We start from the raw sequence: 24,910 nt of genomic DNA, 5'->3' as shown, positions 1-24,910 counted from the left end.
CCTCATTTTAAATTTTACTTTTTTATTTTTTTGCGCAATAGTTGCTTTACATTCCTGGCGTTGGTTTTCACTAAAATTTGTGTTGGGAAGCGTTTTAGAACCCATGGCAATTGGCATTACGCAATCTTTTATTAGACCTTTATGCTCTTTCTCACCACCTTTATGATAACCATTTTGCATACAAGCTCTTGCAATAGGCATACAAGCTCCCGCCCATCCGTAGACTGAAACGCTGATTAATAGAGTAAACATACTGACTTTAGAAATGAGCTTATTCATATTTAATTCCTTTTAGTTTAAACAAATATCATTTATTAAACAAATGCCAATAAAATATAGCATAATAATCTTATTTTGGTTTTATTTGAAAATTTTCTGCCATTTAAAATCATGGTTGTCGTTCCCTCATCCATCGATAGACAAGGGCGTTTAGAGTGTCTTAAATAATTAGCATATTGAACATATTTTTACTGAATCAACATTAGGAATTGGGGTTTGTACTTTAGAAGCAGCGGTTGGTGAACCAAAATGAAGTGGAGGTAGCTCTTTCGTGGCTTCTTTGGCTGCCTTATTACTATTATTAAAGAGTACAACTAATGATTGACTGTTGTTAGAAGAACTCATTTCATTATTTGAACTGTTGTTACTCTTCTCTTTACTAGGAAAACACTGATTAACACAACCCCAAAGATCATATACTTTAAGCGGTAAATCTAAAGCTACTAGTATCGCATAGTATATGCCAACAATAAGAGCCGATGCAGCATAATTAAGCGCAACTCTTACAAGCTCAGCAAGTTCACCAAATACAACCGCGGGTAATACAACAAAAGATGCAACTGCTTGCACGAGTCTTAAGGCTATAGATGTCAATTTACGATCATCCAAAGGCTGCTTAATTGCTTGATAAAATCCTAAAAAAGCAAATTTTAATCGTTCTAGAGCAGAAATAGTATCCCTTATTTTTTTTAGATGATCATCAAGCAATATCGTTTCTAATTCATCTATTGCTACTTCAGAATCAAACTTCGCAATTGCTTCGCTCTGCACATAAAGCTTTAAAAATTCATCATTACTTGCCTGCGCTATTGTAAATGCTTGTTCAAATCGATACTGCTCATCGCCTTCATTTGAGTCGATAATTTCATCAATGATCGTTTTTCGCAACACTTTTGTGTACGTACTTTTTAATACATCCAAATTAGTTTGCATGTATTCTTCGATTAATTTGGCATACTGTCCATTAGTTAGGGTCTCGAATACTTGACGCATCAATGAGTTAGCCATCGCTATCGTTATAGACATCGCCGCAGAGATAACGAATCTTGCTAATGTGGCAATTCCCAAAATAGCTATTGAACAAAAGAAAATAGCGTAGGTAAAAAAATAAAAAGGCTGTATATAACGCTCTAAATCACGCACAATGGGGTTATCAAACCAACGGGTTTGAAGAATTGTTAATGCATCTTTGGGATTACTAAAAATATACTTAAAGAAATTACCAATAGTCGTTTGTAATGCTTTTTCCTGCTTATATTTCTCTTTAAAACGTACTATTTGAAAGTATTTTTCCGACTGCTCTTTAATAAGATTTAAAATTTGTTGTGGCAAATTAGACAAATTTAACTCATCTAAATAAGCAAAAAGCCGTGTATGAGTTAATTGAAATTTATCTGAATGAAACTGCATGGATAACTCGTTATATATTAATCTTCTGTCATTTTCTGCAAAAGCGATAAATACATTTTCCAATGTTTTATTTAATAATTCACTTACTTCTTCTGCAGTTAAAGGAGTAACTCTTGGCGCCAATAACTCTTGCGTAATATTAGCAGTAACTGTTTTGGCTAGTCGTTTAGCCGATTCTCTGTCCATAGGGAATACCTTTGTAATTTAAAAAACGATACAATTAAGAAATACTATCATGAAAGATAGGGTTCTCACAGATTCTTTGTCTTATTAATTCAATCATCGTTTAAAATAAACGCAACCGTAAATTAGTAGCTCTAATCCTCGATCCGTTCGGGCTGAGGAGGCATTTATGCCGTCTCGAAGCCCTGCTCATTTTGACACGAAGGCTTCGAGACAGCGCTGTGCGCCTCCTCGGCCCGAACGGATCGAGGAGCAATAAGCTCGGTTCTGATTTCTTATCTGAAACTGACGTTAACTTAAGTATTTTTATTTGGCATTACCCTCTAATCCCATGCGGGACATAGAGTTGTGTGTGTTTATCTGTTCATACGCCAATGATTCATGGCAATCAATCTGCTTTAAAAAACAGGATGTTAATTATCCGTACTTTTTGGCAATATCATTAAGTAAAAGAGCGAGACGACATCCAGCCATAACCGTCTGTTTTTGAATCACATTTTGGGCATTTAATTGATATTGCTTATTGGGTATTTCTTTAGGATTGATTTGATAGACGTGATTTACTGCCAATTGATGTGAAGCTTTTGCCCATTGCTCAGGATTTTTTTGCGTTTTCACTATGGAACAAGACCATTTTTTCTGCAGTAAAAGTGCCTTACTTTTAATCTGCTCCAATCGACTATGCCCCATAAAAAAACCCGCACCATTATCCCAGTATTTATGTAGATTATTGCCTACCATATTTGCGCCCAGAGGAAATAAATTACCACCTAGATCACCTTGAGGTAATTGATTAGTTACTCTAGTTACAGCATGCAAAGGTTGATGAATATCGCCAACCAAATGAATTAAAATGAGTAAAGCCAATCGCTTATCGGTGGCTTTTGTTTTTTTAGTAGAAAGAACCGAAATTGCATTATTTATTCCCCATGCTGCATTTGTAGTTTCTACAGAAGGAAGTGCACTGCCGTCGCTGGAAAATGGTATATCAATGTAATGAAATGTATCATACCAATGAATATTTTTAATCTTAATTAAATCCAACCAAATTGAGGCGGCAATGAAACTTGCGTTTAGAGATTTTTTTGAACGTGGGTTCAAATACTTATGACACATTTTTTTTGCATTCGGTGTGAGATGGTCAAAAGCTACTTGAGCGACAACCTGATGACCTTGCATGTTCCATGAATAGCAATTTAATGCACAAAGACAAAGCAGCAGAGTATAAAGTCGCATTAACATCAGAACCAGCTCCTTGTATAAAATTTAGTTTCTCTCCCTTCACGAGCATAGCTATCAGGCTAAGCCCGTCACGGGAGTGGAAATTTTTTATTTTGCCGTTTTAACCGCTAACCTAAATATGGAGACCAAGCAGGTTCTTGGATGTCGCCATCACGTGCTGGTAACTTCATTCTAATTCGGCCATCAAGAGAAACAATACCAAGTATTCCCTTATCTTGATTATGTGTTGCGTATAAAATTAAACGGCCATTTGGTGCAACAGACGGTGATTCATCACGGCCTGAAAAGGTTAAACTGACAACAGGACCACCGCTAACATTTTGCATACCAATGTTAAATTGTTTGTCATCACGGTGTAACATCACAATAGATTTCATATCCGGTGTATAAGAAGCTCGAGCGTTGTAATTTCCTTCAAACGTCATACGACTCACTTGCCCATCAGCTAATGACAAACGATAAATTTGTGGTGAACCACCGCGTCCAGAAGTAAAGAGAATGCTTTTACCATCTGGAGCATAACGCGGCTCAGTATCTATTGCATCACCAAAGGTTAATTGCTTCATATTACCACTGTTTATATCAACACTGTATATTTTAGGTGTCCCGCTCTTAGAAAGCACTACAGCTAATTGACGGCCATCAGGTGACCATGCAGGAGCACCATTAATACCCGGGAAACTGGTAATTAATCGGCGTTGACCTGTTTCTACCGATACAGTGAAGATCTGCGCGCGTTTTTTCTCAAATGACACATAAGAAATACTCTTACCATTCGGAGCCCAAGATGGAGACATAATCGGTTCAGAAGAAATCAATAAACTTTGTGGGTTATGTCCATCTGCATCAGCAACTTCTAGTGCGTAATTAGTTTTTTGTGGTGTTCTTTGCACCGAAATATAGGCTATGCGTGTAGAAAATATACCGCGCTCACCAGTCAATTTTTGATAAACTTCATCACTAATATGATGCGCTAGTGGCCTAAGCTGATTTGCATTAACTTGATAAGTCTTAGTAAGCAGCGTGGTGCCATTAGCCACCGCATCTGTCAAAGTAAAACTTATTTCGTAATGATTCCCAACCGGAACAACACGCCCGGTTACAACACTATCAGCGCCTAACTGCTTTAAGGTGCTTACAGATGATTGTGCATTAGGACCTTGTGGGCCAGAAACAATTTTGAATTGTCCTGAAAACGTTAAATCATTTTCAATAATCTGACTTATTTCTTGCGAAGCACGATCCGAGCCAAACGTATTAATTGCAATAGGTAGTGCTGAACTAATACCTTGAGTTAACTCTAAATCAAGAGCAAAAACCTGTTGCGTAACTAGTAAAATAAACAGTGTAATAAATCGATTAATCACGAGTTTTACCCCCTAACTTGTTCTGGACGAACGGTTAAACTAATATCGCGGAACATATTAAATGTATCTGCATCTGTAGGTACAGGAAGCGGTGATGCTTTATAAATGGCTGTTTGTGCCGATCTATCGAGCAGCGGATCACCACTACTACGTGTTAAAGTAACTTCTAATACCGCGCCATCAGGAGCTAAACGTATTCTGAACTGACTTGATAAGGTACTATCAACATTTTCAGGAAGAATCCAGTTTCGCCCTATAGCATTAACAATAAGCGCCTTGTATTTATCAACTACTCCAGCAATGCGTGCTTGTTGTTCTGCATTTTGTGCAGCCGCCGCTTGTGCTTGTCTTTTGCGCTCCATTTCTACTTTTGCTAGATCGGCCTTTTCTTTATCCGCATGCTCTTTTGCTGCCTGGGCCGCTTGCTCTGCTTTTAGCTTATCTGCTTTGGCTTTCTCCACAATTTTCTTTTTATTGAGGTCTTCGAGTCTTTTGGTTTCTAATTGCTGTTGCTTTACCAATTCCTCTTTTTGTTTTTTTAACTCCTCAATACGTTTTGCTTCCTGCGCTTTTTGCTCAGCAAGTTGCTTTAAGTGCTTTTTCTCTTCTTCTGCCTGTTTTTTCCGCGCAATTGCAATTCTATTCGCTTCTTCTTTTAGTCGAGCCAGTTGTTGCTGTTCTTTTAGTCGTTGCTGTTTTGCGACCTCTACCTGGCGATTGAGTTCGCGTTGTCTATTCGCCTCAGCTCGTTGTTGCTGTTGACGTTCTTGTTTTAAGCGATTGACAGTATCCATTACCTGCTTATTATCAACACTTACAGCTTTCACTACTTCCGGTTGAGGTGTGGTAGCAGCAATAGGCTGCTCAATGCCCGGAGTATTTTTCGATTCAGCAGTTAAGACCGGACGTTGACTTGAGTTATCGGATAAAAGCATCACGATTAAAAAAAGATGTAAGCCAACGGCTACAAAAAAGGCTTTACGGTAACTAGGCGTACTGATCATGCTTGCCCCTCTGATTTATCTTGATCTGAGTCAGTTAGTAATCCTACTTGTTCTGCACCCGCTTGTTTTAATAAAGCCATTGCCTGAACGACCTTACCGTATGCAACTCCTTGATCACCCTTAACTAAAACGTTCAGTTTTTGGTTTGATTGCTTTGCTAACTCTAATTCTGCAGCAACACGAATGGCTAAAGCTTGAGGCTCTATCGGATCGGCAGGTGTACTGCTAATGTTAAGAAAGTAAGTCCCTTGTTGGTTCACTGAAACAATAATTGGCTCTCGATCTGTAGGCGCTAAGGTTTGGCTTGCTGCTTTGGGCAAATCAACCGTAACTCCTTGACTCAGCATTGGTGCTGTGATCATAAAAATAACGAGTAAAACCAACATCACATCGATATAAGGTACAACATTAATCTCAGATATGGGGCGCTCACGCTTGGTCTTGGTTCTGATCATTTTGAACTTTATCCTCTTACAGTATCACTGTTTTGTTGTTCTATAAGCGATATTAATTCTTCCTGGAATAAATCAAATCGATTCAATAAAATATTCGCTCGAGTTGTATATCGGTTGTATGCAATAACCGCCGGAATTGCTGTAAATAATCCCAATGCAGTTGCAACCAATGCTTCAGAAATACCTGGAGCCACCATAGCAATGGTCGCTTGTTGCGCGTGCCCTAATGCCTGAAACGAGGTCATAATACCCCAGACGGTACCAAATAATCCTACATAAGGAGCAATGGATCCTACGGAGGCAAAAAAGGGTAAATGCTGTTCTAATTTTTCTGCTTCTTTGGCATGACTGATTTGCATAACGCGCTGTATTGGCTCAATCACCACATTACCCTGCTTTCTTGCGCGTACAAATTCTTTAAAACCGGCATGGAAGATCGCTGCCATTCCTTGTCGTTCATCTGAATTACTGTCAATATCAGCATACAATCTGCTTAAATCACCACTATCCCAAAATCTGCGGCTAAATGCCTCAGTTAATTGTTTTTTGCGATTAAAAAACCAGGCTCTTTGGAAAATTAATGTCCATGAGGTGATGGATGCCGCGGCAAGTAAAATCATCACTGATTTAACCACTAAGCCTGCTTGCATAAAATACATTAATACATTTGCTTGACTGCTCATCTTTTTTTATCTCCAGTATCAAGATCTTTTGTAACTGTTTTAGGTAATCTCAATCACTTACTATACAAATGATTGGCTCTGCCGTTGGGTCAGGGTTAAAAGGAAAAATAGGCCATTGCTCCCGTTAGTCCTTAGCCTAACTTAGTCTCTTAATTCTACTTAGGAAATCTTTTGGGCTTTAAATTCCCATCAACACAGACGACTTTAATCTGTGCCTTACTCATTATTTTATCTTGTTGATTTTTCATCTCATGCTCAAATATGAAACTACATGCTCCTGATTGATGCATGGTTGTCGTAATTGTTAATAAATCATCTAAGCGAGCAGGAGCTAAATAATGAATATTTACGCGACTAATTGCAAACAGTGTATCTAACTTCAGTAAATCACTGAGCGCCAAATTATTTTGTCGTAACATTTCCGTTCTAGCACGCTCAAAATAGCGAAGATAATTCGCGTGATACACAATTCCCATATAGTCTACATCTTCAGCATAAACACGCACATTATATTGATAGATAGTTTCCTGATTCATGTGCTATTCCTGTTCTACGGTGTTTAAACCAAAATGCTGATAGGCTCTAGGCGTTGCTATTCTACCTCGTGGTGTGCGCATAAGGAATCCTTGTTGTATTAAAAATGGCTCTAAAACATCTTCTATAGTTCCTTTTTCTTCACCTATTGCAGCAGCAATACTATCAACACCAACTGGACCACCACCAAATTGTTCAATTACTGACAAGAGAAGTTTTCTATCCATGAGGTCAAAACCGTTTTTATCCACATCTAACATTTCTAAAGCTCTTTGCGCAATGTCTATATTGATCACACCGCTCCCTTTCACTTCCGCATAATCACGAACACGCCGCAACAAACGATTTGCAATACGTGGTGTGCCTCGTGAACGCATTGCAATTTCTCTGGCACCTTCTGATTGGGTGACAACATTTAATAATTGTGCCGAACGAGACACAATTTGTGATAATGAGTCAATTGAATAATATTCCAATCGTTGTACGATCCCAAATCGATCACGTAATGGAGACGTAAGCAAACCAGCCCGTGTTGTTGCGCCAATCAGTGTAAATGGGGGTAATTCTAATTTTATAGAGCGAGCGGCCGGGCCTTCGCCGATCATGATGTCTAGTTTATAATCTTCCATTGCCGGATAAAGAATTTCTTCAATAACTGGACTCAATCGATGAATTTCATCAATAAACAATACATCATTTTCTTGTAAATTGGTCAGAATAGCAGCAATGTCACCGGCACGCTCAATAACCGGCCCGGAAGTTTGCCGAAGATTTACACCCATTTCATGAGCGATAATATTGGCTAAGGTTGTTTTACCCAGACCTGGTGGGCCAAAAATTAAAACGTGATCCAAGGCATCATTTCGTTTTTTTGCAGCATCAATAAAAATTTGCATTTGCGAACTGACCGCTTCTTGCCCTATATATTCACGAAGACTTAGGGGTCTAATCGCACGATCAATAGCCTCTTCAGAGACAGTACTTTGAGTACTGATTAAGCGGTCACTTTCCAACATAAGGGTCTTATTAAGAATTCACATGAGTTGAAACATTTTAGCATCATGTTTTTTTAATATCAGCTCATTTATTCAATATATCTGAATTAGCGTTTAAAAAGACTGAGCACAGGATAAATCGTCAGTGTTTTCTTTTTTTTCAGCAGCCATTGTTTTTTCAGACTGAGCAACTGGCTTAAAAAATGACACCACATCGATTTCTCGCTCTCTTTCTGCCTCTATAGGTAATGTTGATTCAAACTCAATCAGCTCTTTTGTTAGACTAAGCATTCCCATAGTAAATAACTCAGTAAGTAAAATAAGTGCCGTTAAACCAAGAAGAGGATGCAATATAAAACAGGGAGCTACTAAAGGACATAAAGAAAGATAAAGAAATGTTGACATAACAAATAAAAAAGTCATTGCCACAATTTGTAGCAGATTTTCAATATCTACATCATATTCTCTTGCTGCTGCGTTTTTCTTTATATCCTTTAACGCATCTTCCAAAGTTATTTCACCCTTTTTTACCGCCTGAAGTGATGCAACATAAACTTCATAAAATTCAATAAGTTCATCGTCAGCAACAACGATTTCATAATAGTAGTTTTTGATTTCTTGTATTTGCTGTTTAAATGTTTCGTTTAATTCAAATCCATTAAAAATTTCATCAATTTGTGCATTACAATGATTTAAACGCTTTTTTAATGTACCTTGCATACTCTCTGTCCTTTTTTTATTGAAGATCAAAGAAAAACAATCATTAGGATTGATTATTTAATAGCCAAATATAAGTTTATAACATAATTAATGAGACAATAAAAGAAAGGACAGTTAAACAAAATCTGCAATTGACGCCATAAGCAATTTTCTGGCTCTAAAAATACGTGAACGTACTGTTCCTATAGGGCAATCCATTTTTTTAGCGATGTTTTCATAGGTTTGGCCATCAAAAATATGCATTCCATAACATATACGTAAATCATCAGATAACCTGGATATAGCTAATTCGAGCTGTTCACCGAATTCAATACTAATTAATACATATTCGGGGGATTGATGTGTTGAATGCTCTTGAGTATCCACAAAGTCAACTTCTCGCCCCATCCGTATACTCATAGAACGGTAGTGATTTTTAATTGTATTGTGTGTAATGCGATATAACCAAGTTGAAAATTGGCTCTTTTCTTTAAAATAATGTAAATAACGATAGACTTTTAGTAACACTTCTTGCACTAAATCATTTACATAAGCTTGATCATTAATGTGAAAATAAATAATTTGCTGTATTTTATTATTATAACGTGCGAGCAACAGATTATAAGCATTCCTATTCCCCTGCTGCGCTAAATTAACCAAGTCTTCATCGCTATAAGAAGCGGTATTATTCATTACTTCCTCTTTTTTTAATCCATTATGCGGAAATTGGCTTGAATTAGACCCCTTTGTATTATTATATACTATTTTTGTGCGATTTTTAAATGCAATAAACGCCATTGACTCTTTGGGATTTGATCATGAAAAAGAACAATATGCCTTTTTTGTTTTAAATGGGTAAATTGAATCAGTTGAAATAAGATGTTATGAACCAGAACTTGAGCGCCACTATAACGTTGATTTTTACCATTATTCAAGAATAGAATCCATTCATTATGAATAAATTGTATTTCTTTAATTCCATTATCTGGGCTTTTATTTATCCAATCAGCTTGCAATAAAACCATAATAAGCGCAATGAGAATCAATTTAATAATCAGATACAACGAAGAATAAAAAATAAGACTAATGCTTATAAGATATACGACTATAACCAAACGGAAATAAGTGTTGGACTCAGTAGGTCTAATCGTTATTTCGTATAATCGCGACAATTTCTTTAAACTCTTTATTCTCAGGCTCTTCATGCCCCATGAACCAAGCAAATAACTCAGGATCAGTACAACTAAGCAGGGAATCAAACGTCTTAAGTTCCCGAGCTGACAGCTGCTCAAGGCCTTGTTTTAAAAAACGCTGCAATATTAAATCCAATTCCAGCATTCCACGGCGACAATGCCATGTCAATCTTGCTTTTTCACGAGCATCTAACATTGTAAATCTCTTAATGATTTAATGAACATGCAAATGATACACTACTGTCTTTACAAACGGAACGCGTTAATTATTATGAATACAACTTTTAATCACTTAATTAATAACAGAGCATTAACAACGTTTAACTCCATAGATAAAGAGCGGGAATTGCATCCCGAAAAAAATTATTTATTTGATTTAGCCCATTTAGGTGTGCTTGATATCCTTGGTGAAAAAGCAATTGAATTTCTTCAAGGGCAATTAACCTGCAACGTACAATCAATATCAGACATTCAAATTATCCAAGGAGCCCAATGCAATCTGAAAGGACGCATTCTCGCTTTAATGGATATTATTAATTGGCAAGGCATTAAATTAGTACTTCCCAAAGATTTAATGGAAGCGACGATTAAATCTTTAAATAAAACGGCACTGCTTTCTCGTGTTGCTCTCAGCGAAAACAATGAATTATGCGTTCTTGGATTTTATTTACAGAATCCCAAAGACCTCGTTCCTGACACTAGTTTCTTTACTGATAATCTCTATGGGCTTACCTATGGCAGCCAATATTGTTGCTATCATTTAGGTCATGGTTTTTATATCTTTTTAGCTCAGGCCGAATTTGCTAAAAAAGTATCTCTACATTTTGCTGAAAAAAACCAATTACTGGGCTCATTAACCTGGCACTCATTAAGATTAGCAAAACAACAAATTACTATTTATCCTGAATCCAGAGGTTTATTTTTACCACACCGCATAGACTTACATCAGACGCCCTATCTTAGTTTTAATAAAGGATGCTACAAAGGCCAGGAAATTATCGCACGAATGCACTACAAAGCCACAATAAAGCACCAATTAGAAATTCACGAAATAAAAACAAAAGAAAAAATCTATTCAGGCCAAAGATTATTAAAAGAATCAGACGGTACCGAAGTGGGTGATTTAGTTGATTTTTCAATACTGGATAATGAACGTTATCTCGTTGCAATCAGCATATTAAAGGGGTTTAACGAACCAGTGCTTTTTGATGGTCATCATGAATTAGTGCATTTAGAATAATTTTATTGTGTAAACGGGGCTGTAAAGTACCAGTGACCAATCATATTCATTGAATTAATACATTGAGATTGAGACTGTAGAACATACTGGGCTTTACAGCCCAGCCGCCTACAAAGCTATCTTCGCTAAGCGAAGATAGGATACCCTATTAAACCTCTTCAACCACATAAGATTGTAACGTAGTCTGAGTCAGGTCCAATAACTCTCTTATCGCAACAAAAAACATGGTGTAATTCAGAGCTGAACTAGATTTCAAATCAGATAAAATATGGTGCCAACGCTCAATCAATGCCATATGAGACTCACCCCAAGCCGTAAGACGTACTTGTAAATCAGTATTCTCACTATCATAGTTGAGTAACCCATCAGTTAATTGACGCTGTTGCCAATCTAAATCATCTCGTAATGCTTCCCGTGATAAAGATTCCCAATGATTTTCAGTAGGATGCATAATAATTTGCTTTCTGATCCACGCCAGATCCAAGAACTCACCAATACCAAAATAAACCTCTGCAACTTGAGATACTTTCATGCTTCGTTTATTGGCAATTTCGATAATATCAGTTGAAGAAAACAAACCGCGGGTTACAGTCAAATCATGCGCTAGATTAGATGGGATCCCCTCTTCAAGCAATCTCTGATAGTGCTCTTCATATTTTACACGTCGCTCTTCACTTAAAATTGCTGGAATAGAGATTTTCAATTCTGTCACACCCTGTGAATAAATTTTTACTGTTTCAGTAATATCCATAGAGCGGCGTTGGGTACGTAAGAACCAACGTGTAATACGTCTTGAAAGTCGGACATACAACATCATCATTTCAATTTGTTCTTTAGAGTTGATCTTAGTACCTAGCTCTTCAATTTGTTTCCAAATCGATTCAAGATTAAGCACTGTACGTGTAATCATGTACGCTCTAACAATTGCAGAAACAGGGGCTCCAGTTTCATCTTGTAACCTGTAAACAAAGGTAAAGCCCATCTCATTAACGATAATATTACTTAACTTTGTCGCAATAATTTCTCGTTTCAGTGGGTGATCTTGCATTTGTTTACTAAATCGTTCTTGCAAGGGTTTGGGGAACGAACTAATTAAAAATTGTTCCATGTACTGTTCTTCAGGAACACCAGAAGCCAATATTTGCTCTTTTAAAAGCGACTTACTGTAGCACATCAAGACAGCAATTCCTGGTCGCCCAAGACCTTGCCCCATTAATTTACGCTCTTGCAATGCTTTATCATCAGGAAGAAATTCAAGACTTCGGTCTATTTTTCCAGAACGCTCCAATTCCTTAATGTAACGCCCTTGTAACTCTAATCCCTGTAACGCTTGTGAAGCAGACAAGCTAATAGCTCGGGTTTGTAAGAAATTGTCACGAAGTACTAATTTGCTTACTTCATCAGTCATTTCACTTAACAATTCATTTCTTTGTTTTGGCGTTAAATCGCCCACAGCCACGATACCATTCAGTAAGATCTTAATATTTACTTCTTTATCAGAGCAATTTACACCACCAGAATTATCGATAAAGTCAGTGTATACCATGCCACCATTAATAGTGTATTCCATACGCGCCAATTGGGTTAATCCCAAATTACCACCCTCACCAACTACTTTACAACGTAATTGTTTCGCATTGACACGCGTTGCATCGTTAGCGCGATCGCCCACGCTCACATTAGTTTCGGTGCTGGCTTTAACATAAGTACCAATACCACCACTCCACAGTAAATCCACTTTGGCTCTTAAAATAGTGCGAATTAACTCGTTAGGCTCAATTTCACTATGTTTAATACCAAAAGCAACTTGCATTTCTTTACTTACTGGAATGGATTTGGCATTACGATTAAATACGCCACCACCTTTAGAAATAAGTTTCTTATCGTAGTCAGTCCAGCTGGAACGAGGTAAGTTAAATAAGCGTTCGCGTTCATGGAAACTGAGTTCTGCATTAGGATCAGGATCAATAAAAATATGAATATGGTTAAACGCACCAATTAATTTGATGTGCTTCGACAACAACATGCCATTACCAAATACATCACCAGCCATGTCGCCAATACCAACAACAGTAAAATCATTGTTTTGAATATCCATATTTAATTCATAAAAATGACGTTTTACTGACTCCCAAGCACCCTTAGCAGTAATTCCCATTTTTTTGTGGTCATATCCCACCGAACCACCTGATGCAAAGGCATCTCCCAACCAAAAACCATATTCTAAAGAAATAGCATTGGCCAGATCAGAGAAAGTTGCTGTGCCTTTATCCGCCGCAACAACAAGATATGGATCATCTTCATCATAACGGACAACATTGTCTGGTTTAACTAAGACACCATCAACATAATTGTCTGTAATATCAAGCAGACCACGAATAAATAATTGGTAACAGCTAATGCCTTCAGCCATTATTTCTTCACGAGATCCATTAACTGGTAAATTTTTAGGTACAAAACCACCTTTTGCACCGCTTGGTACAATTACTGAATTTTTTACTTGTTGTGCCTTCATCAAACCCAGGATTTCTGTTCTGAAATCTTCACGTCGATCAGACCAACGTAATCCACCACGAGCGACTTTACCACAGCGTAAATGGACCCCTTCAAAGCGAGGAGAATAAACAAATATCTCGAACATCGGATAAGGTTTGGGTAAACCTGGGATCATTTTACTGCTTAATTTAACTGAAATATAATTCTTAGGATGACCATTTTTATCAACCTGATAGAAATTAGTACGTAAAGTCGCGGTAATTGCATGAATATATTGTCTGATTATTTTATCTTCATCAAGATTAGCGACATTATCCAAATCAGCTAAAATTTCTGCGGAAAGCACTGCAAAACGTTCTTCGCGATTGTTATCCTCAGCAGGATTACAACGAATTTCAAATAACTGCACTAATTTTCTGGCAATATGAACGTTGTTATTTAATGCCATTTCCATATACTCTTGGCTAAACGTAAAACCAATTTGCTTAAAATATTTCGCATAAGTACGTAAAATGGCAACTTCACGCCAGTTAAGACCTGCCGCTAAAACCAACTGATTAAAACCATCATTTTCTGCATTACCAAACCAAACTCGGGTAAAAGCATTCTGGAATAACTCCTTAATATCATCGAGCTCAAATTCAAATGCTTTGTTGTATTGCATGGCAAAATCGTTTACCCAAGTTAATGTACCATCTTCAAATTTAAGCGAATAAGGACGTTCACTAATTGCGCGTAAACCTAGATTTTCTAATATGGGCAAGACATCGGACAAAGGAATCGTTGTGTTATGCTGGTATACTTTTAGTCTAAAACTATTCTCAGATTCATTTAAAGGCTTATAGAAGTTAATCCCTAAAGGTTCGTCATGACTTAACATTTCGATATGCTTAATGTCATAAACAGCTGTTCTTGCAGAAAACGTATCGCAATAGGCAATGGGGAATACATTCCGATAACGAGCAAACAAGATATTTGCTTCTTCTTCACCATATGCTTCATATAAATGATATTGCAAATCATCGGTCCATGATCGCCCTGCGTCAATTAATCGTTTCTCGATTTCTTTTAAATCATACTCAGGACAATTTTCTGGATTAAGTTTAATAATGTAATGAATACGTGCCAAAACTGATTCGGTAAACTGTGTTGTATAAGTAGTCTCTATCGCATTAAAACTCTCTTCGAGAATCTTCTTCATCGAGTGTCTTAACTCAGTATTTACTCGCTCTTTTGGCACATAAACCAAACACGAAACAAAACGACGGTAGACATCCATACGTGCAAATAAACGAATGCGTTTTCTGTCTTGCATGTAGAAAATACCCATCGCAATTTCTAATAATTCGTCTTCACTGCCTTGAATAAAATCATCACGCGGTAATGTTTCAAGAATATTTAACAAGACCTTACCCGCATGGCTGCGTGGATTTAATCGTGAATTTTCCATAATTAAGGCAACTTTTCGTCGCAAAAATGGAATTTGTTTGGGATTTGTGTGATAAGCCGCCGAGGTATAAAGACCAATAATTCTGCGTTCACCAATAACCTTCCCTTGGTCATTAAAACGCTTAATACCAATGTAATCAGTATATGCATCTCGATGGACACTGGCTAAAGTATTGGTTTTTGACATTACGAGAATACGTGGAGATAAAGTAAATTCACGCGCTTCAGGGGTCATTGCAGAAATGTTGCGAGCCATTGATTTACTAACATTTTCACGTAAAAGACCTAAACCTGTTGCCGGAATTGCTTGCAATAAAGTTTCTTTCCCTTTTTCGACCAATTCATAATCTCTCATCCCTAAGAATGTGAAATGATGATCTTCTATCCAATTTAAGAAGGCTTTAGTTTCTTCTACTTCATTTAAATCAAGTACTGAAGAAACTTTATCGATTTCAGTAATTGCGTCTCTAACTTCAGCACGCATTTTGTCCCAATCTTCAAAAACAACACGGTTATCTTCAAGTGCACGTAAACACCCTTGATGTAACTCCTCAAGAATTTTAGGATCAGTCTGTCGGTCAATTTCTAAGAAAACAGGCGCCTCATGAATAATATCTTTACTGTCGGTGATTTGATCACGAGGTAAGATCGCACAAATACGATGTTCCTTATCACGTTTCACACGAATACCGCCCATATGAATCGTTAAATGGGAAGCAAGCCCCATTCTATGGATAACTAAACGAATGGAATCGACTAAGAAGGGCATATCATCACTAATAACTTCAATTACAGTATGTGTGGTTTGCCAGCCATGACGTTCGAAGTCAGGGTTGTAAATTCTAATTTTAGTCTCATGAGGTGCACGCTCATTGATTAATGACCAAAAATTAACGACAGCGCCGTAAAGATCATCCATCTCCCAGGCACTTAGGTCTTCCATGGCGACAGTTCCATATAATTGCATGGCAAATTCGGCGCAAAATTTAGCTTGATCACCAACCATAGAATTTTTAATTCTATCGACAATGGCTTCAATTAATACCTCTTTACCTTCTTCGAATTTATATGACATTGCTTACCCCGTCAGTTTTGCTTTTGTTCTACAGCAAGTATTATTGTTTGTAATGTAATTCATTCCTGTTTCATCCTGGGTGTTAATCAGGATGCTAATCAACCGCTAATGGCTATGGTTTTCGTATTCACAAATTCTAATATGCCCTCTTTTGATAGTTCACGACCATAGCCTGAATGCTTTATCCCACCAAAAGGTAATCGCGGATCGGAGGCAACCAATGCATTGATGAAGCAAACGCCTGCATCAATCTCATGAGTCGCAATGCGCTCCCCTTTCTCCAAATCGCACGTAAATACTGCGGCTCCCAGACCGTATTGGCTAAGATTAGCATAGTTGATTGCTTCCTCTTCGCTATTAACTGAAATGACAGCAATAACAGGACCAAATAACTCTTCATCAAAGGCCGGCATACCTGGGGTCACCTCAGTCAATAATGTTGGCGGATAATAAAACCCCTTGCCATTAGGAATTATACCACCAAGCAATAATTTAGCACCCTGTTTAAGTGATTTTTCTACTTGTTTATGCACAGAATCGCGCAAGTCAGAGCGAGCCAAAGGCCCAAGGTTTGTTTTGGGATCAAGAGGATCGCCCATAGAGAAAGAAGATATGAGCTCTTTAATCTTCTGTATCAGCTCTTTTTCAATAGAGGCTAAAGCAATAATACGCTTGGCAGCAATACATACTTGGCCCGAATTATTAAGCCGCGAACTCACAATACACTGCGCAGCCAAATCAAGATCTGCGTCTTCAAGTACGATATAAGGATCGCTTCCTCCTAATTCAAGCATTGATTTTTTTAAGAATTTTCCGGCACGTGACGCCACAGAAGCTCCTGCACGCTCACTTCCAGTTAAAGTGACCGCCACAACATGCGGATGTTCAATTACTTTTCCTGCCCCCTCATTATCAAGGATTAAATGTTGAAACAGATTTTCTGGAAAACCTGCTTCGCTAAATAGTTGTTCAATTCGATTCCCAGTTCCTGTTGAAATAGGGGCATGTTTTAAAATAGCCGCATTTCCAGCCATAATCGTTGGTGCGGCAAAACGAAATACCTGCCAAAAAGGAAAATTCCATGGCATGATGGCAAAAACAAGGCCTAAAGGAACATGACAGACCTTTGCCTTTTTCATTTCAGTTTCTATTATGCGCGGAGCCAAATAAGCTTCTGCATGCTCGGCATAATGCTCACAAACCCAAGCACACTTATCAATTTCTGACTTGCCGGCAGTAACGGGCTTACCCATTTCAGTTGCCATCAACAACGCCAACTCATCTTTTTTTTCTTTAAGGAGTTGCGCGAGATTCAGCATTAAATTTTTTCGATCGGCAAAAGAGGTTCGTTTCCACTCTTGAAATGCTTTATGACCTTTTTCAATTTTTTCATAAGCATTTAATTCATCAAGGCATTCATAACTTTGAATTACTTTTTCAGTTGCAGGATTTATAGTTTGAATTTTCATTAAATCACCATGCGAAATTTATTATTTACTTAAAGTTATCAACTTTTCTTGCGCACTACTTTTGATTATTGATACTATTTTTATATTCTATGATGTTTCACAAAAAACAACAGTAATAAATCAAGATGTTAATATAAAATGATTAACACTCATTAACACTAGGACAATTAATGAACTTAAGCAAACTTCACTTCCATCCATTACAATACGTAGCGGCGTGGTCGGTGCACCTATTTACTGCAAGTGCAGCCTGTATTGGTGTTTTTACTCTAGAAAAGATATATCAACATGAATATATTTTTGCACTATGGCTCATGGCGATTACAGTTTTTATTGACGCGGTAGATGGAAGTCTCGCGCGTTTAGTCAATATTAAACAAGTTTTACCTAAAATTGATGGGGCTTTACTCGATAACCTTGTTGACTATGTCAACTATGTAATTACACCCTGCTTTTTCTTGTTGGTAAAACCTGACATGCTGCCACAAGAACTATCCATATTGATTGTTGCGGCGGTCACAATTACTTCATCGTATCAATTTTGCCAGTCTGATGCGAAAACTCCTGATCACTTTTTTAAAGGATTTCCCTGTTATTGGAACATTACTATTTTTTATATGATTCTTTTTAATACATCAGCTACAGCTAATGCGGTCATATTAACAATACTCTCTGTGCTTATTTTTGTCCCAGTCAAATATGTTTATCCTTCAAGGCTTGATTATTTAACTGATTCAAAGACATTAAAAACGCTAATGCATTGCTGCTCTATGATTTATGGTGTGAGTTCTATGTGCTTATTGGTTAATTATCCAAATACCAATACTATATGGCTTTCTTTATCAATGGCTTATGTGGGGATGTACTTATATTTAAGTTTTTACCGTACTTATTATCCCATGATTAAAGCGAAAATTGCTGCAAATAAGGACTAATGGTTCTTTTTTTATTTTTCTGCATGGACTTTGGTTTATTTATGATTAAAATAGCACCGAAATTTTGCTTACTGAGGTAATTATGTCACGTTTTAGTCGTATCAATACATCCATTCTTTTTTCTGCGATGTTAATGAGTAGTGCTCATGCTGTAGGTTCGTTTCCTAGAGGATGTGAAGTCTCTGGTTTTGGCTACAGCCAAAATTATTTGTTATTAAATGATACGGGCAAACAATCCTATTATTTAATTCAAAATCATTCAGATGCACGCGTTGAATTGGAACATCAAGCATCTGATGAAGCATTTATGAGCCCACCATTGCATGCATCTCTTGATCCGATGAATTGGGGAGCCTTTGCTTCTGATATTAAAAATTTAAATTTTAGATGTTATAAACATATTGGTGAGACCACCTCTCCGATTGATTGCCGTGATGTTTTAGATGTATGCCAATACCCACGTGTACGCTTTGCTTTAAGCAATATGGGCAATTATTGGGTTTCTTTTAATAAACCACAGAATTCTGTTATTCAAGATTCTATCGCCAAGGGAATTTATCTAAAATGGTGATTTGTGGCTAATATTTATGAAAATAAATATATGATCCTTGGAACTATAGGAGCGTTTATAGTTCTTTATGGAACCACACAATGGCCTCCTCAACCTTATTATGTAGCTGGCGCTGTTGCACTACTTGCAACAGCCATTCATTACAGACTCTTTTACTATATTGCCCTTGAACTAATTCTTATCGCGGGGCATGCAGCAATTTTATTGGGTAGTGGGCCTTATACCCAAATTGCCTTACCAGTCTTGCTCTGCTTTCAACTGTTAGTTTTTTATCTCATGCTCGGCAAAGAGCATAATGTATTTTTATTCTTGGGTATCAGTGGCATTGCGCTTCTTTCGGTGGGTTTTGCTTATAATAATCAATGGGTGTTTTTTACGGGCAGTGCTTTTATTGCCATTTATTCCTATTACAGTGGGTATAGAGGGCGTCATCCGGCTTATATTTGGGCTATTCTTAACACAATATTCGCCTTGTTATCTATTTGTAAGATATTTTTTATCTAAATGCTATTCTATTTTTATTGGCTTCTAAATCTCTTTTCTATCAACTCGTGTTATTCATCCAATATATAAGTTTCTATTTTTGAAAGAAATAATTTCCAAATTAGTGCATTGCCAAACCAAACAGAATGAGCAAAAATAGGCCGCCTATTTATATGACCAACTGTTCGTTGGCTGTAATGTCCCCTAACAAAGGTAACTCGCGATGCATGAATTAACTAATATTGCAAAAGACAACCCTGATGTATTCATTGAAATAATGCGCTACTTAGCTCCCCAAGAACTCGCTCAAGTCAGTTTAGTGAATCATGATTTTCATGAATTAACTCAGGATGAGGTACTTTGGAAGCTCAAATTTAAACAACATTTTCCCGCTGATTTTCCCACATCCGTACCCAATGATTTTAATTGGAAGAAAGCTTTCATAAAACAATATAGGAATGCTCTATGCACTAGCGACTATTTAAAAGAGAAAATTCCGGAAGAAGTGCTATTTAAGATTTTAAGTTACTTAACACCAAAGACAATACTCACCGAGGTTAATCCTCTATCTCCATTTTTAGCTAATTTCAGCCACGATAGCCTTCTTTGGCAACAATTATTCATTGAACATTTTCCCGAAAAACTTCCTTTGCGCCCATCTGAGAATTATGATTGGCTAAACGCTTTTAAAGAAAAATATAGAGCAAAATATAAGAACGTAAAAATTACAACGATTACGTCAATCATTAGAGATGACGTTGAAACGATTAATGCAGCGAAGCTTCGTGTTGACGAATTAGAGGCAAATAATTTCTTATTGGTTAAAACAGCGCTTAAAAATAAAAGTCAAGATTGCTTGGATCATTTTTTTAAATTGGTAGTAGAAGAAAAATCACAATCAACGAGCAAAATGACTCTTCTGCATTGGATGGTGCTTTGCAATCAAATAGACAAAGTTGAAGCATATGATAATAATAATGAACTCAATGCCCAAAATAATAAAGGCCAAACAGCGCTCATGCTCGCCATAGAAAATGGCCTTTTCTCGATATTTCAACACTTAATTGCTAAAGAAAAGATTAATCGAATCTTGATGGATACCCAAAAGAAGACCTTTTTCATCTATATTTTAAAACAAGATAATTCCGATATGCTGCGGCTGACCTTCAATAACTTGGCTCAGCGTGCGCAAAACTATAAACAAAGGAATTCTAAGCAGCCTATTGATGCCCCCAAACAAAAACGCAATACCAATAACCTACTTACGCAATACGCAACCCAGCTTCTCATGCCAGCTATTCAGATAGGAGCGTCTAACTGCTTCCAATTTTTGCTAAGACCTGAAATTTCCCCTAGTACTGACCTACTGGAAAGAACCATACAATTTGGCCGACTTAGCATGCTATCCACCCTTTTAAAGAACGCGTTCACTCTGCTGAAATCTAGCGACGCGCGTATTAAAGCTTTAAACGGTTATATAGTACACGCTGCTCACTATGGACACTATGAAATATATAAATATTTGAGCAATCTTCTCTGCGAACGCATGTCTTCAGACGATGAAAATCAAGATTCAGTAGTGAAGACAGAAGAACTCACTCTTATTGAAACTCAAGCAACAACATCCAGATCTAATCCTTCACTGCCATTATCGCTACGATGCGAGCTCTTTGAGGCTGCTGCAAAAAATGGACATTTTGCCTTTATACAATCTTTATTAGAAGAGAAAATTATTGATTTCTCCATTAAAGAAGAATTGCTCGCAGCAAAAGCTATTTCCCAAGCATCATTTGGCCTGGCTTTTTTTCACGCGTTAAGCAAAAATAACATTAATATTATTAAATTTTTCTTAGCAAAAGAATTTATCAATATTAATCAAGAGCTACATGCCCAAGAAGGGACTCATCCAAATCTATATCAATTAAAAACAACGGCCTTACACATTGCAACCCGATATAACTATATTGAACTTATGGAGTTTTTATTAGACAAAGGCAGTAACATCGATACCTGCGATAATAAAAAAAGAACAGCCCTTTATATGGCGGTAACATCCAAATCATCTAAGGGCCTAGAATTATTACTCAACCGCGGTGCAAATCCAGCAATCGGGGCCTCTCTGCTGCACCAAGCAATTAAACTTAACTTTCCTGAGGGCTTAGCTAAACTTTTAAAGGCCGCCCCGGAGGGGTTGGCCCACATAAAAACCTCAAAGCAATATTATAGACCTCTTGTTGAGGAAGCAATCGTCTCTGATTCTGAGTCTTGTGTAGAAATCTTATTAGACCATGGTGATAAGATTAAATTAGGTGACTTTAAGAAAGCCATAGAAAATGAAAGACTAAAAATAGTACATATGTTTTTAGAAAAAACAACGAAATTCATTAATTCTGCGGAGGAGCCACTTCTATTGCTATGTCAATATAATAAACCCATGCTCCAACTATTATTACAGTATGGTGCCAATCCTTTAACCTGTATTGAAAATTGCATTGCTCAAAAGAAATCAGTATCAGTAGTACGAGATTTACTTGAGCTTAATAATAAATTAAAGTTACCTAAAATTGACATAGCTCGATTATTTAAACAAGCTAGGATGGTAAAAAATAAGCATATGATCAATTATTTAAAAAAGGAATTAGCATTTGAGAATGATGCAAAAGAAAATGGTGTTTCAACCGAAGTCCAACTATTAAAAGAAGAGGCGCAAAAGATCGGTTATCGTAATGGCCAGTATATGGCCGCAAAAAAAAGCGAGTTAGAGGAAATTACACTTGCACCAACAATTAAAAAAAGTCCTGTTTATAAAAAGCTCAGCAAACAGCAGAAAATGTTAATTCACGAAATTTATGAACAGGCTTATCGCCAAGGCCACGCCCATGGCCTTGCAAAACGCCAAAAGACCCTAGAGCATAGTGAGCGTGAATCAAAAAATTCATCAGACAATGAAAAACCGGCAAAGAAGCGCAAAATAACCTCAGGGAGCCTTTCAACTAAAAAAAGAAAAAAAACAAGCGAGGATACCGAAGAAGAGCCTATCAAAGAAAAAGAGTCTACTGAAGAAAATGATAAACCAAAGAAATGTCGTAAGTTGACAGAAACGCCAGTTCAAACTGAAGCGCAGCAATTAGCGGAAGCGTTGACAGAAGATAAGGCCGAAGAAACTGAAATAATAATGTCTCAAGCAAGTACATCTTCTACTGGAACAAATCCTAACTCGTTTTTTGCTACGGCAATAAATAACGCCCCCGAAAATAGGGATATCGAGAACAAACAAGAACAAAAGCCCCAATCTCCCAAGCCAATGTAGCTTAGGCTTAGAGGCTGAGTAACCTTCGGTTTTTTAGAGTAAGAACCATAATCGGGTAGGAGAGGCCACTCCCTGCCCACTGCTATTAAGTTAAGGGAAACCATCCTGAATTGGCCTTAGAGCCAATGTAGAAATGGCTCCCCCGTTTATATGGGAACGACCGGTTCTGGGAAATTTGAAACATAAAATCATTAACTTAATAGCTGTGACGCCCTGCCCCCCTCCTATCCCGATACGGTGCTGCGCCAGAGCCTAGAACGATTACCATTTTATTGATTCAACTAAACTATTTTCTACAATCCCCACCGTTATAGGATGAAGTAAATCAATATTTGCTTCATGATGTGTTGTTAGAATTATGCCCGAATACTCTGCTTTTTCTCTTAGCATTTCTAATAACACCTGCTGCGAATTTTTATCTAAGCCATTTAACGGCTCATCAAGAATGATGAAATCAGCGTGCCCAAGAAGTATAGAGGCTAAAAGAAATTTTTTTTTAGTACCAAATGACATATCAGCTATATAGCTATTTTGATTCGCAGTTAACTCCAATCGTTCCATAACACGATGTATTTCCTTTGCAGTGCTTAATCGCAGTTTTGCAATCCAAGATAAAAACTCATGTCCGGTTAAAAAAGGATAAATCGGCAAATCATCAGGAATATAAAATATTTTTTTTGCATTGATACTGCGCTCAGCAACTGGATATCGACCATTAAGTAAAATAGAGCCTGAATCAATAGAATCCAACCCAACCATCAAGCGTAATAAAGTCGATTTGCCAACGCCATTTTTACCAACCAAATGATAATTTCGCTTATAAAATGTATAAGATAAATCAGAAAAGAGTAATTTATCCGCAAATGATTTCCTTACCTTTTCAAGCCTTAGGCTAATTTCCAAAAAGAGCTCCTATTAATAAATAGTCCATCATCATATTCCCTAAGGTATTTAATAAGGATGTGAAGAAACAAAAACGAAGTGAGTACGTATAAAATATTCGATTGAATATAATCGTTAAAATATTCAGAGCGATGAGCACCGTAAATTGCATGATGTAACTCGGCATTTTAAGTAAAAAAGAAAGGATGAGCGGAAGAAGTGATAAAATCAAGGCTCCAATAATAACGATTAATTCCAGCAAACGTTTTGCAAATAATTGCTCAGAAAACAGGAAGTGAAAGATGCTGTATTCCAATTCACTTTTTGCAAAAAACACCATCAAAGTAGATAAAATATAGGATTCTAAGCCGATTAAAATGAGTAGTGAACTATCCCTATTTATACTTATCGCATCAGAAAAAAATAAATTACATGAAAAAATTGATAAGATGAAACATAGTGCTATTCTCAGAAAAAATGCACTTTTATGAGCGCGATATGTAGCTAGTTGCATTAAAAATAATACCTGTGGTAAACATTCTTTAGTGAATGAACGTACCCTCCTTCGATTAATGATTGTTTTTCTTTTATAAGGTTCTACGTTCCACGTGAGCACCACGCTTAATAAACTGATAAATAAGGCAACACTAATATTTAATAACCATATCTTTTGGGTTGATATTAGCGTGATTAAAATTAAGGCTAAAATTAATAGAACTACGTTCAAAATATTTTGATAAAGACTATTAAGCAATAATGCGACAATAGCGATAACCATTGAAAAATAGAGGCTGTAGTAAGAACATAAAAGCTTGCTATCATTTGCAATCTGAGAAATCTTTACAACACCAATAAAAATAGCCAGCCAAACTAGATTCAACGAAAGTAACAGAATAATCAAGTCAATAGGTAATCCCCCCATTTTTAACTGAAGCTAAAAGTAGAGGCTTAAGCAA

Annotated in this window: 22 protein-coding genes; 5 read left to right on the top strand and 17 right to left on the bottom strand. The window is 37.0% G+C overall.

The features are described 5' to 3' along the window. From LDG_RS12675 to LDG_RS12615, 13 genes are all read right to left on the bottom strand, one after another. A partial coding sequence (locus LDG_RS12675; protein WP_233491536.1) for a hypothetical protein occupies positions 1-279 on the bottom strand: 279 nt, incomplete at its 3' end. 168 nt (positions 280-447) lie between these two features. Continuing rightward, complete coding sequence (locus tag LDG_RS12670) at positions 448-1,875, bottom strand: hypothetical protein (protein ID WP_006871783.1); 1,428 nt, start codon at positions 1,873-1,875, stop codon at positions 448-450. 414 nt (positions 1,876-2,289) lie between these two features. Continuing rightward, positions 2,290-3,114: a S1/P1 nuclease gene (locus tag LDG_RS12665; RefSeq protein ID WP_006871782.1), complete on the bottom strand. Its 825-nt coding sequence runs from the start codon at positions 3,112-3,114 to the stop codon at positions 2,290-2,292. A 107-nt stretch (positions 3,115-3,221) separates the two neighbouring features. Beyond that, entirely contained in the window at positions 3,222-4,481 is a 1,260-nt protein-coding gene (tolB, locus tag LDG_RS12660; protein ID WP_006871781.1) for a Tol-Pal system beta propeller repeat protein TolB, read from the bottom strand. 5 nt (positions 4,482-4,486) lie between these two features. Then, entirely contained in the window at positions 4,487-5,485 is a 999-nt protein-coding gene (gene tolA / locus LDG_RS12655; protein ID WP_006871780.1) for a cell envelope integrity protein TolA, read from the bottom strand. Continuing rightward, entirely contained in the window at positions 5,482-5,940 is a 459-nt protein-coding gene (gene tolR, locus LDG_RS12650) for a protein TolR (RefSeq protein ID WP_006871779.1), read from the bottom strand. Before tolR ends, tolA begins: the two co-directional genes overlap by 4 nt. An 8-nt stretch (positions 5,941-5,948) precedes the next feature. Next, a complete protein-coding gene (gene tolQ / locus LDG_RS12645; RefSeq protein WP_006871778.1) occupies positions 5,949-6,623 on the bottom strand; it encodes a protein TolQ in 675 nt (224 codons plus the stop codon). 155 nt (positions 6,624-6,778) lie between these two features. Beyond that, entirely contained in the window at positions 6,779-7,159 is a 381-nt protein-coding gene (locus tag LDG_RS12640) for a YbgC/FadM family acyl-CoA thioesterase (RefSeq protein ID WP_006871777.1), read from the bottom strand. Positions 7,160-7,162: 3 nt separating this feature from the next. After that, the gene (gene ruvB, locus LDG_RS12635; protein ID WP_006871776.1) at positions 7,163-8,173 is read right to left on the bottom strand and encodes a Holliday junction branch migration DNA helicase RuvB; all 1,011 of its coding nucleotides are present in this window, start codon (positions 8,171-8,173) and stop codon (positions 7,163-7,165) included. A gap of 93 nt (positions 8,174-8,266) precedes the next feature. Then, positions 8,267-8,872: a DUF5638 domain-containing protein gene (locus LDG_RS12630; RefSeq protein WP_006871775.1), complete on the bottom strand. Its 606-nt coding sequence runs from the start codon at positions 8,870-8,872 to the stop codon at positions 8,267-8,269. Between the two features lie 114 nt (positions 8,873-8,986). Further along, a complete protein-coding gene (locus LDG_RS12625) occupies positions 8,987-9,544 on the bottom strand; it encodes a sigma-70 family RNA polymerase sigma factor (RefSeq protein ID WP_040535787.1) in 558 nt (185 codons plus the stop codon). A gap of 68 nt (positions 9,545-9,612) precedes the next feature. Further along, positions 9,613-10,023, bottom strand: coding sequence for a protein YgfX (locus tag LDG_RS19075; RefSeq protein WP_040535767.1), 411 nt, complete (start codon positions 10,021-10,023; stop codon positions 9,613-9,615). Next, positions 9,995-10,240: an FAD assembly factor SdhE gene (locus LDG_RS12615; RefSeq protein ID WP_006871772.1), complete on the bottom strand. Its 246-nt coding sequence runs from the start codon at positions 10,238-10,240 to the stop codon at positions 9,995-9,997. The genes LDG_RS19075 and LDG_RS12615 overlap by 29 nt, the downstream gene beginning before the upstream one ends. A 75-nt stretch (positions 10,241-10,315) precedes the next feature. Here LDG_RS12615 and ygfZ point away from each other — a divergent pair, with 75 nt between their 5' ends. Continuing rightward, positions 10,316-11,284 carry a CAF17-like 4Fe-4S cluster assembly/insertion protein YgfZ gene (gene ygfZ, locus LDG_RS12610; protein ID WP_006871771.1) on the top strand — a complete coding sequence of 323 codons (969 nt, stop codon included), beginning with the start codon at positions 10,316-10,318 and terminating at the stop codon, positions 11,282-11,284. Between the two features lie 148 nt (positions 11,285-11,432). On the opposite strand, the gene LDG_RS12605 is transcribed toward ygfZ, so the two are convergent. Both LDG_RS12605 and LDG_RS12600 read right to left on the bottom strand, forming a co-directional pair. Beyond that, positions 11,433-16,304, bottom strand: a complete 4,872-nt coding sequence (locus LDG_RS12605; protein ID WP_006871770.1) for an NAD-glutamate dehydrogenase — start codon at positions 16,302-16,304, stop codon at positions 11,433-11,435. 98 nt (positions 16,305-16,402) lie between these two features. Then, positions 16,403-17,773 carry an NAD-dependent succinate-semialdehyde dehydrogenase gene (locus LDG_RS12600; protein ID WP_006871769.1) on the bottom strand — a complete coding sequence of 457 codons (1,371 nt, stop codon included), beginning with the start codon at positions 17,771-17,773 and terminating at the stop codon, positions 16,403-16,405. Between the two features lie 170 nt (positions 17,774-17,943). On the opposite strand from LDG_RS12600, the gene pcsA reads away from it, so the two are divergent. From pcsA to LDG_RS12580, 4 genes are all read left to right on the top strand, one after another. Further along, positions 17,944-18,708, top strand: a complete 765-nt coding sequence (gene pcsA, locus LDG_RS12595; RefSeq protein WP_006871768.1) for a phosphatidylcholine synthase — start codon at positions 17,944-17,946, stop codon at positions 18,706-18,708. 82 nt (positions 18,709-18,790) lie between these two features. Continuing rightward, complete coding sequence (locus tag LDG_RS12590; RefSeq protein ID WP_006871767.1) at positions 18,791-19,279, top strand: hypothetical protein; 489 nt, start codon at positions 18,791-18,793, stop codon at positions 19,277-19,279. A gap of 30 nt (positions 19,280-19,309) precedes the next feature. Next, positions 19,310-19,783, top strand: coding sequence for a hypothetical protein (locus LDG_RS12585; RefSeq protein WP_040535784.1), 474 nt, complete (start codon positions 19,310-19,312; stop codon positions 19,781-19,783). Between the two features lie 202 nt (positions 19,784-19,985). Continuing rightward, on the top strand, positions 19,986-23,072 hold the full coding sequence (locus LDG_RS12580; RefSeq protein WP_006871765.1) for an ankyrin repeat domain-containing protein: 3,087 nt from the start codon (positions 19,986-19,988) through the stop codon (positions 23,070-23,072). A gap of 261 nt (positions 23,073-23,333) precedes the next feature. On the opposite strand, the gene LDG_RS12575 is transcribed toward LDG_RS12580, so the two are convergent. After that, a complete protein-coding gene (locus LDG_RS12575) occupies positions 23,334-23,975 on the bottom strand; it encodes an ABC transporter ATP-binding protein (RefSeq protein WP_006871764.1) in 642 nt (213 codons plus the stop codon). Next, a complete protein-coding gene (locus LDG_RS12570) occupies positions 23,965-24,876 on the bottom strand; it encodes a hypothetical protein (protein WP_040535765.1) in 912 nt (303 codons plus the stop codon). Before LDG_RS12570 ends, LDG_RS12575 begins: the two co-directional genes overlap by 11 nt. Between the last annotated feature and the right edge of the window lie 34 nt (positions 24,877-24,910).

The organism is Legionella drancourtii LLAP12 (assembly GCF_000162755.2).
Lineage (GTDB): Bacteria > Pseudomonadota > Gammaproteobacteria > Legionellales > Legionellaceae > Legionella > Legionella drancourtii.
This window is presented reverse-complemented; position numbering and strand designations above follow the sequence as displayed.

What these genes read in the sequence shown, in the direction of transcription:
- LDG_RS12670 (WP_006871783.1), bottom strand. Translation starts at nt 1,875, where the DNA reads ATGGACAGAGAATCGGCTAAACGACTAGCCAAAACAGTTACTGCTAAT.
- LDG_RS12665 (WP_006871782.1), bottom strand. Translation starts at nt 3,114, where the DNA reads ATGTTAATGCGACTTTATACTCTGCTGCTTTGTCTTTGTGCATTAAAT.
- tolA (WP_006871780.1), bottom strand. Translation starts at nt 5,485, where the DNA reads ATGATCAGTACGCCTAGTTACCGTAAAGCCTTTTTTGTAGCCGTTGGC.
- tolR (WP_006871779.1), bottom strand. Translation starts at nt 5,940, where the DNA reads ATGATCAGAACCAAGACCAAGCGTGAGCGCCCCATATCTGAGATTAAT.
- tolQ (WP_006871778.1), bottom strand. Translation starts at nt 6,623, where the DNA reads ATGAGCAGTCAAGCAAATGTATTAATGTATTTTATGCAAGCAGGCTTA.
- LDG_RS12640 (WP_006871777.1), bottom strand. Translation starts at nt 7,159, where the DNA reads ATGAATCAGGAAACTATCTATCAATATAATGTGCGTGTTTATGCTGAA.
- ruvB (WP_006871776.1), bottom strand. Translation starts at nt 8,173, where the DNA reads ATGTTGGAAAGTGACCGCTTAATCAGTACTCAAAGTACTGTCTCTGAA.
- LDG_RS12630 (WP_006871775.1), bottom strand. Translation starts at nt 8,872, where the DNA reads ATGCAAGGTACATTAAAAAAGCGTTTAAATCATTGTAATGCACAAATT.
- LDG_RS12625 (WP_040535787.1), bottom strand. Translation starts at nt 9,544, where the DNA reads ATGAATAATACCGCTTCTTATAGCGATGAAGACTTGGTTAATTTAGCG.
- LDG_RS12615 (WP_006871772.1), bottom strand. Translation starts at nt 10,240, where the DNA reads ATGTTAGATGCTCGTGAAAAAGCAAGATTGACATGGCATTGTCGCCGT.
- ygfZ (WP_006871771.1), top strand. Translation starts at nt 10,316, where the DNA reads ATGAATACAACTTTTAATCACTTAATTAATAACAGAGCATTAACAACG.
- LDG_RS12605 (WP_006871770.1), bottom strand. Translation starts at nt 16,304, where the DNA reads ATGTCATATAAATTCGAAGAAGGTAAAGAGGTATTAATTGAAGCCATT.
- LDG_RS12600 (WP_006871769.1), bottom strand. Translation starts at nt 17,773, where the DNA reads ATGAAAATTCAAACTATAAATCCTGCAACTGAAAAAGTAATTCAAAGT.
- pcsA (WP_006871768.1), top strand. Translation starts at nt 17,944, where the DNA reads ATGAACTTAAGCAAACTTCACTTCCATCCATTACAATACGTAGCGGCG.
- LDG_RS12590 (WP_006871767.1), top strand. Translation starts at nt 18,791, where the DNA reads ATGTCACGTTTTAGTCGTATCAATACATCCATTCTTTTTTCTGCGATG.
- LDG_RS12585 (WP_040535784.1), top strand. Translation starts at nt 19,310, where the DNA reads ATGATCCTTGGAACTATAGGAGCGTTTATAGTTCTTTATGGAACCACA.
- LDG_RS12580 (WP_006871765.1), top strand. Translation starts at nt 19,986, where the DNA reads ATGCATGAATTAACTAATATTGCAAAAGACAACCCTGATGTATTCATT.
- LDG_RS12570 (WP_040535765.1), bottom strand. Translation starts at nt 24,876, where the DNA reads ATGGGGGGATTACCTATTGACTTGATTATTCTGTTACTTTCGTTGAAT.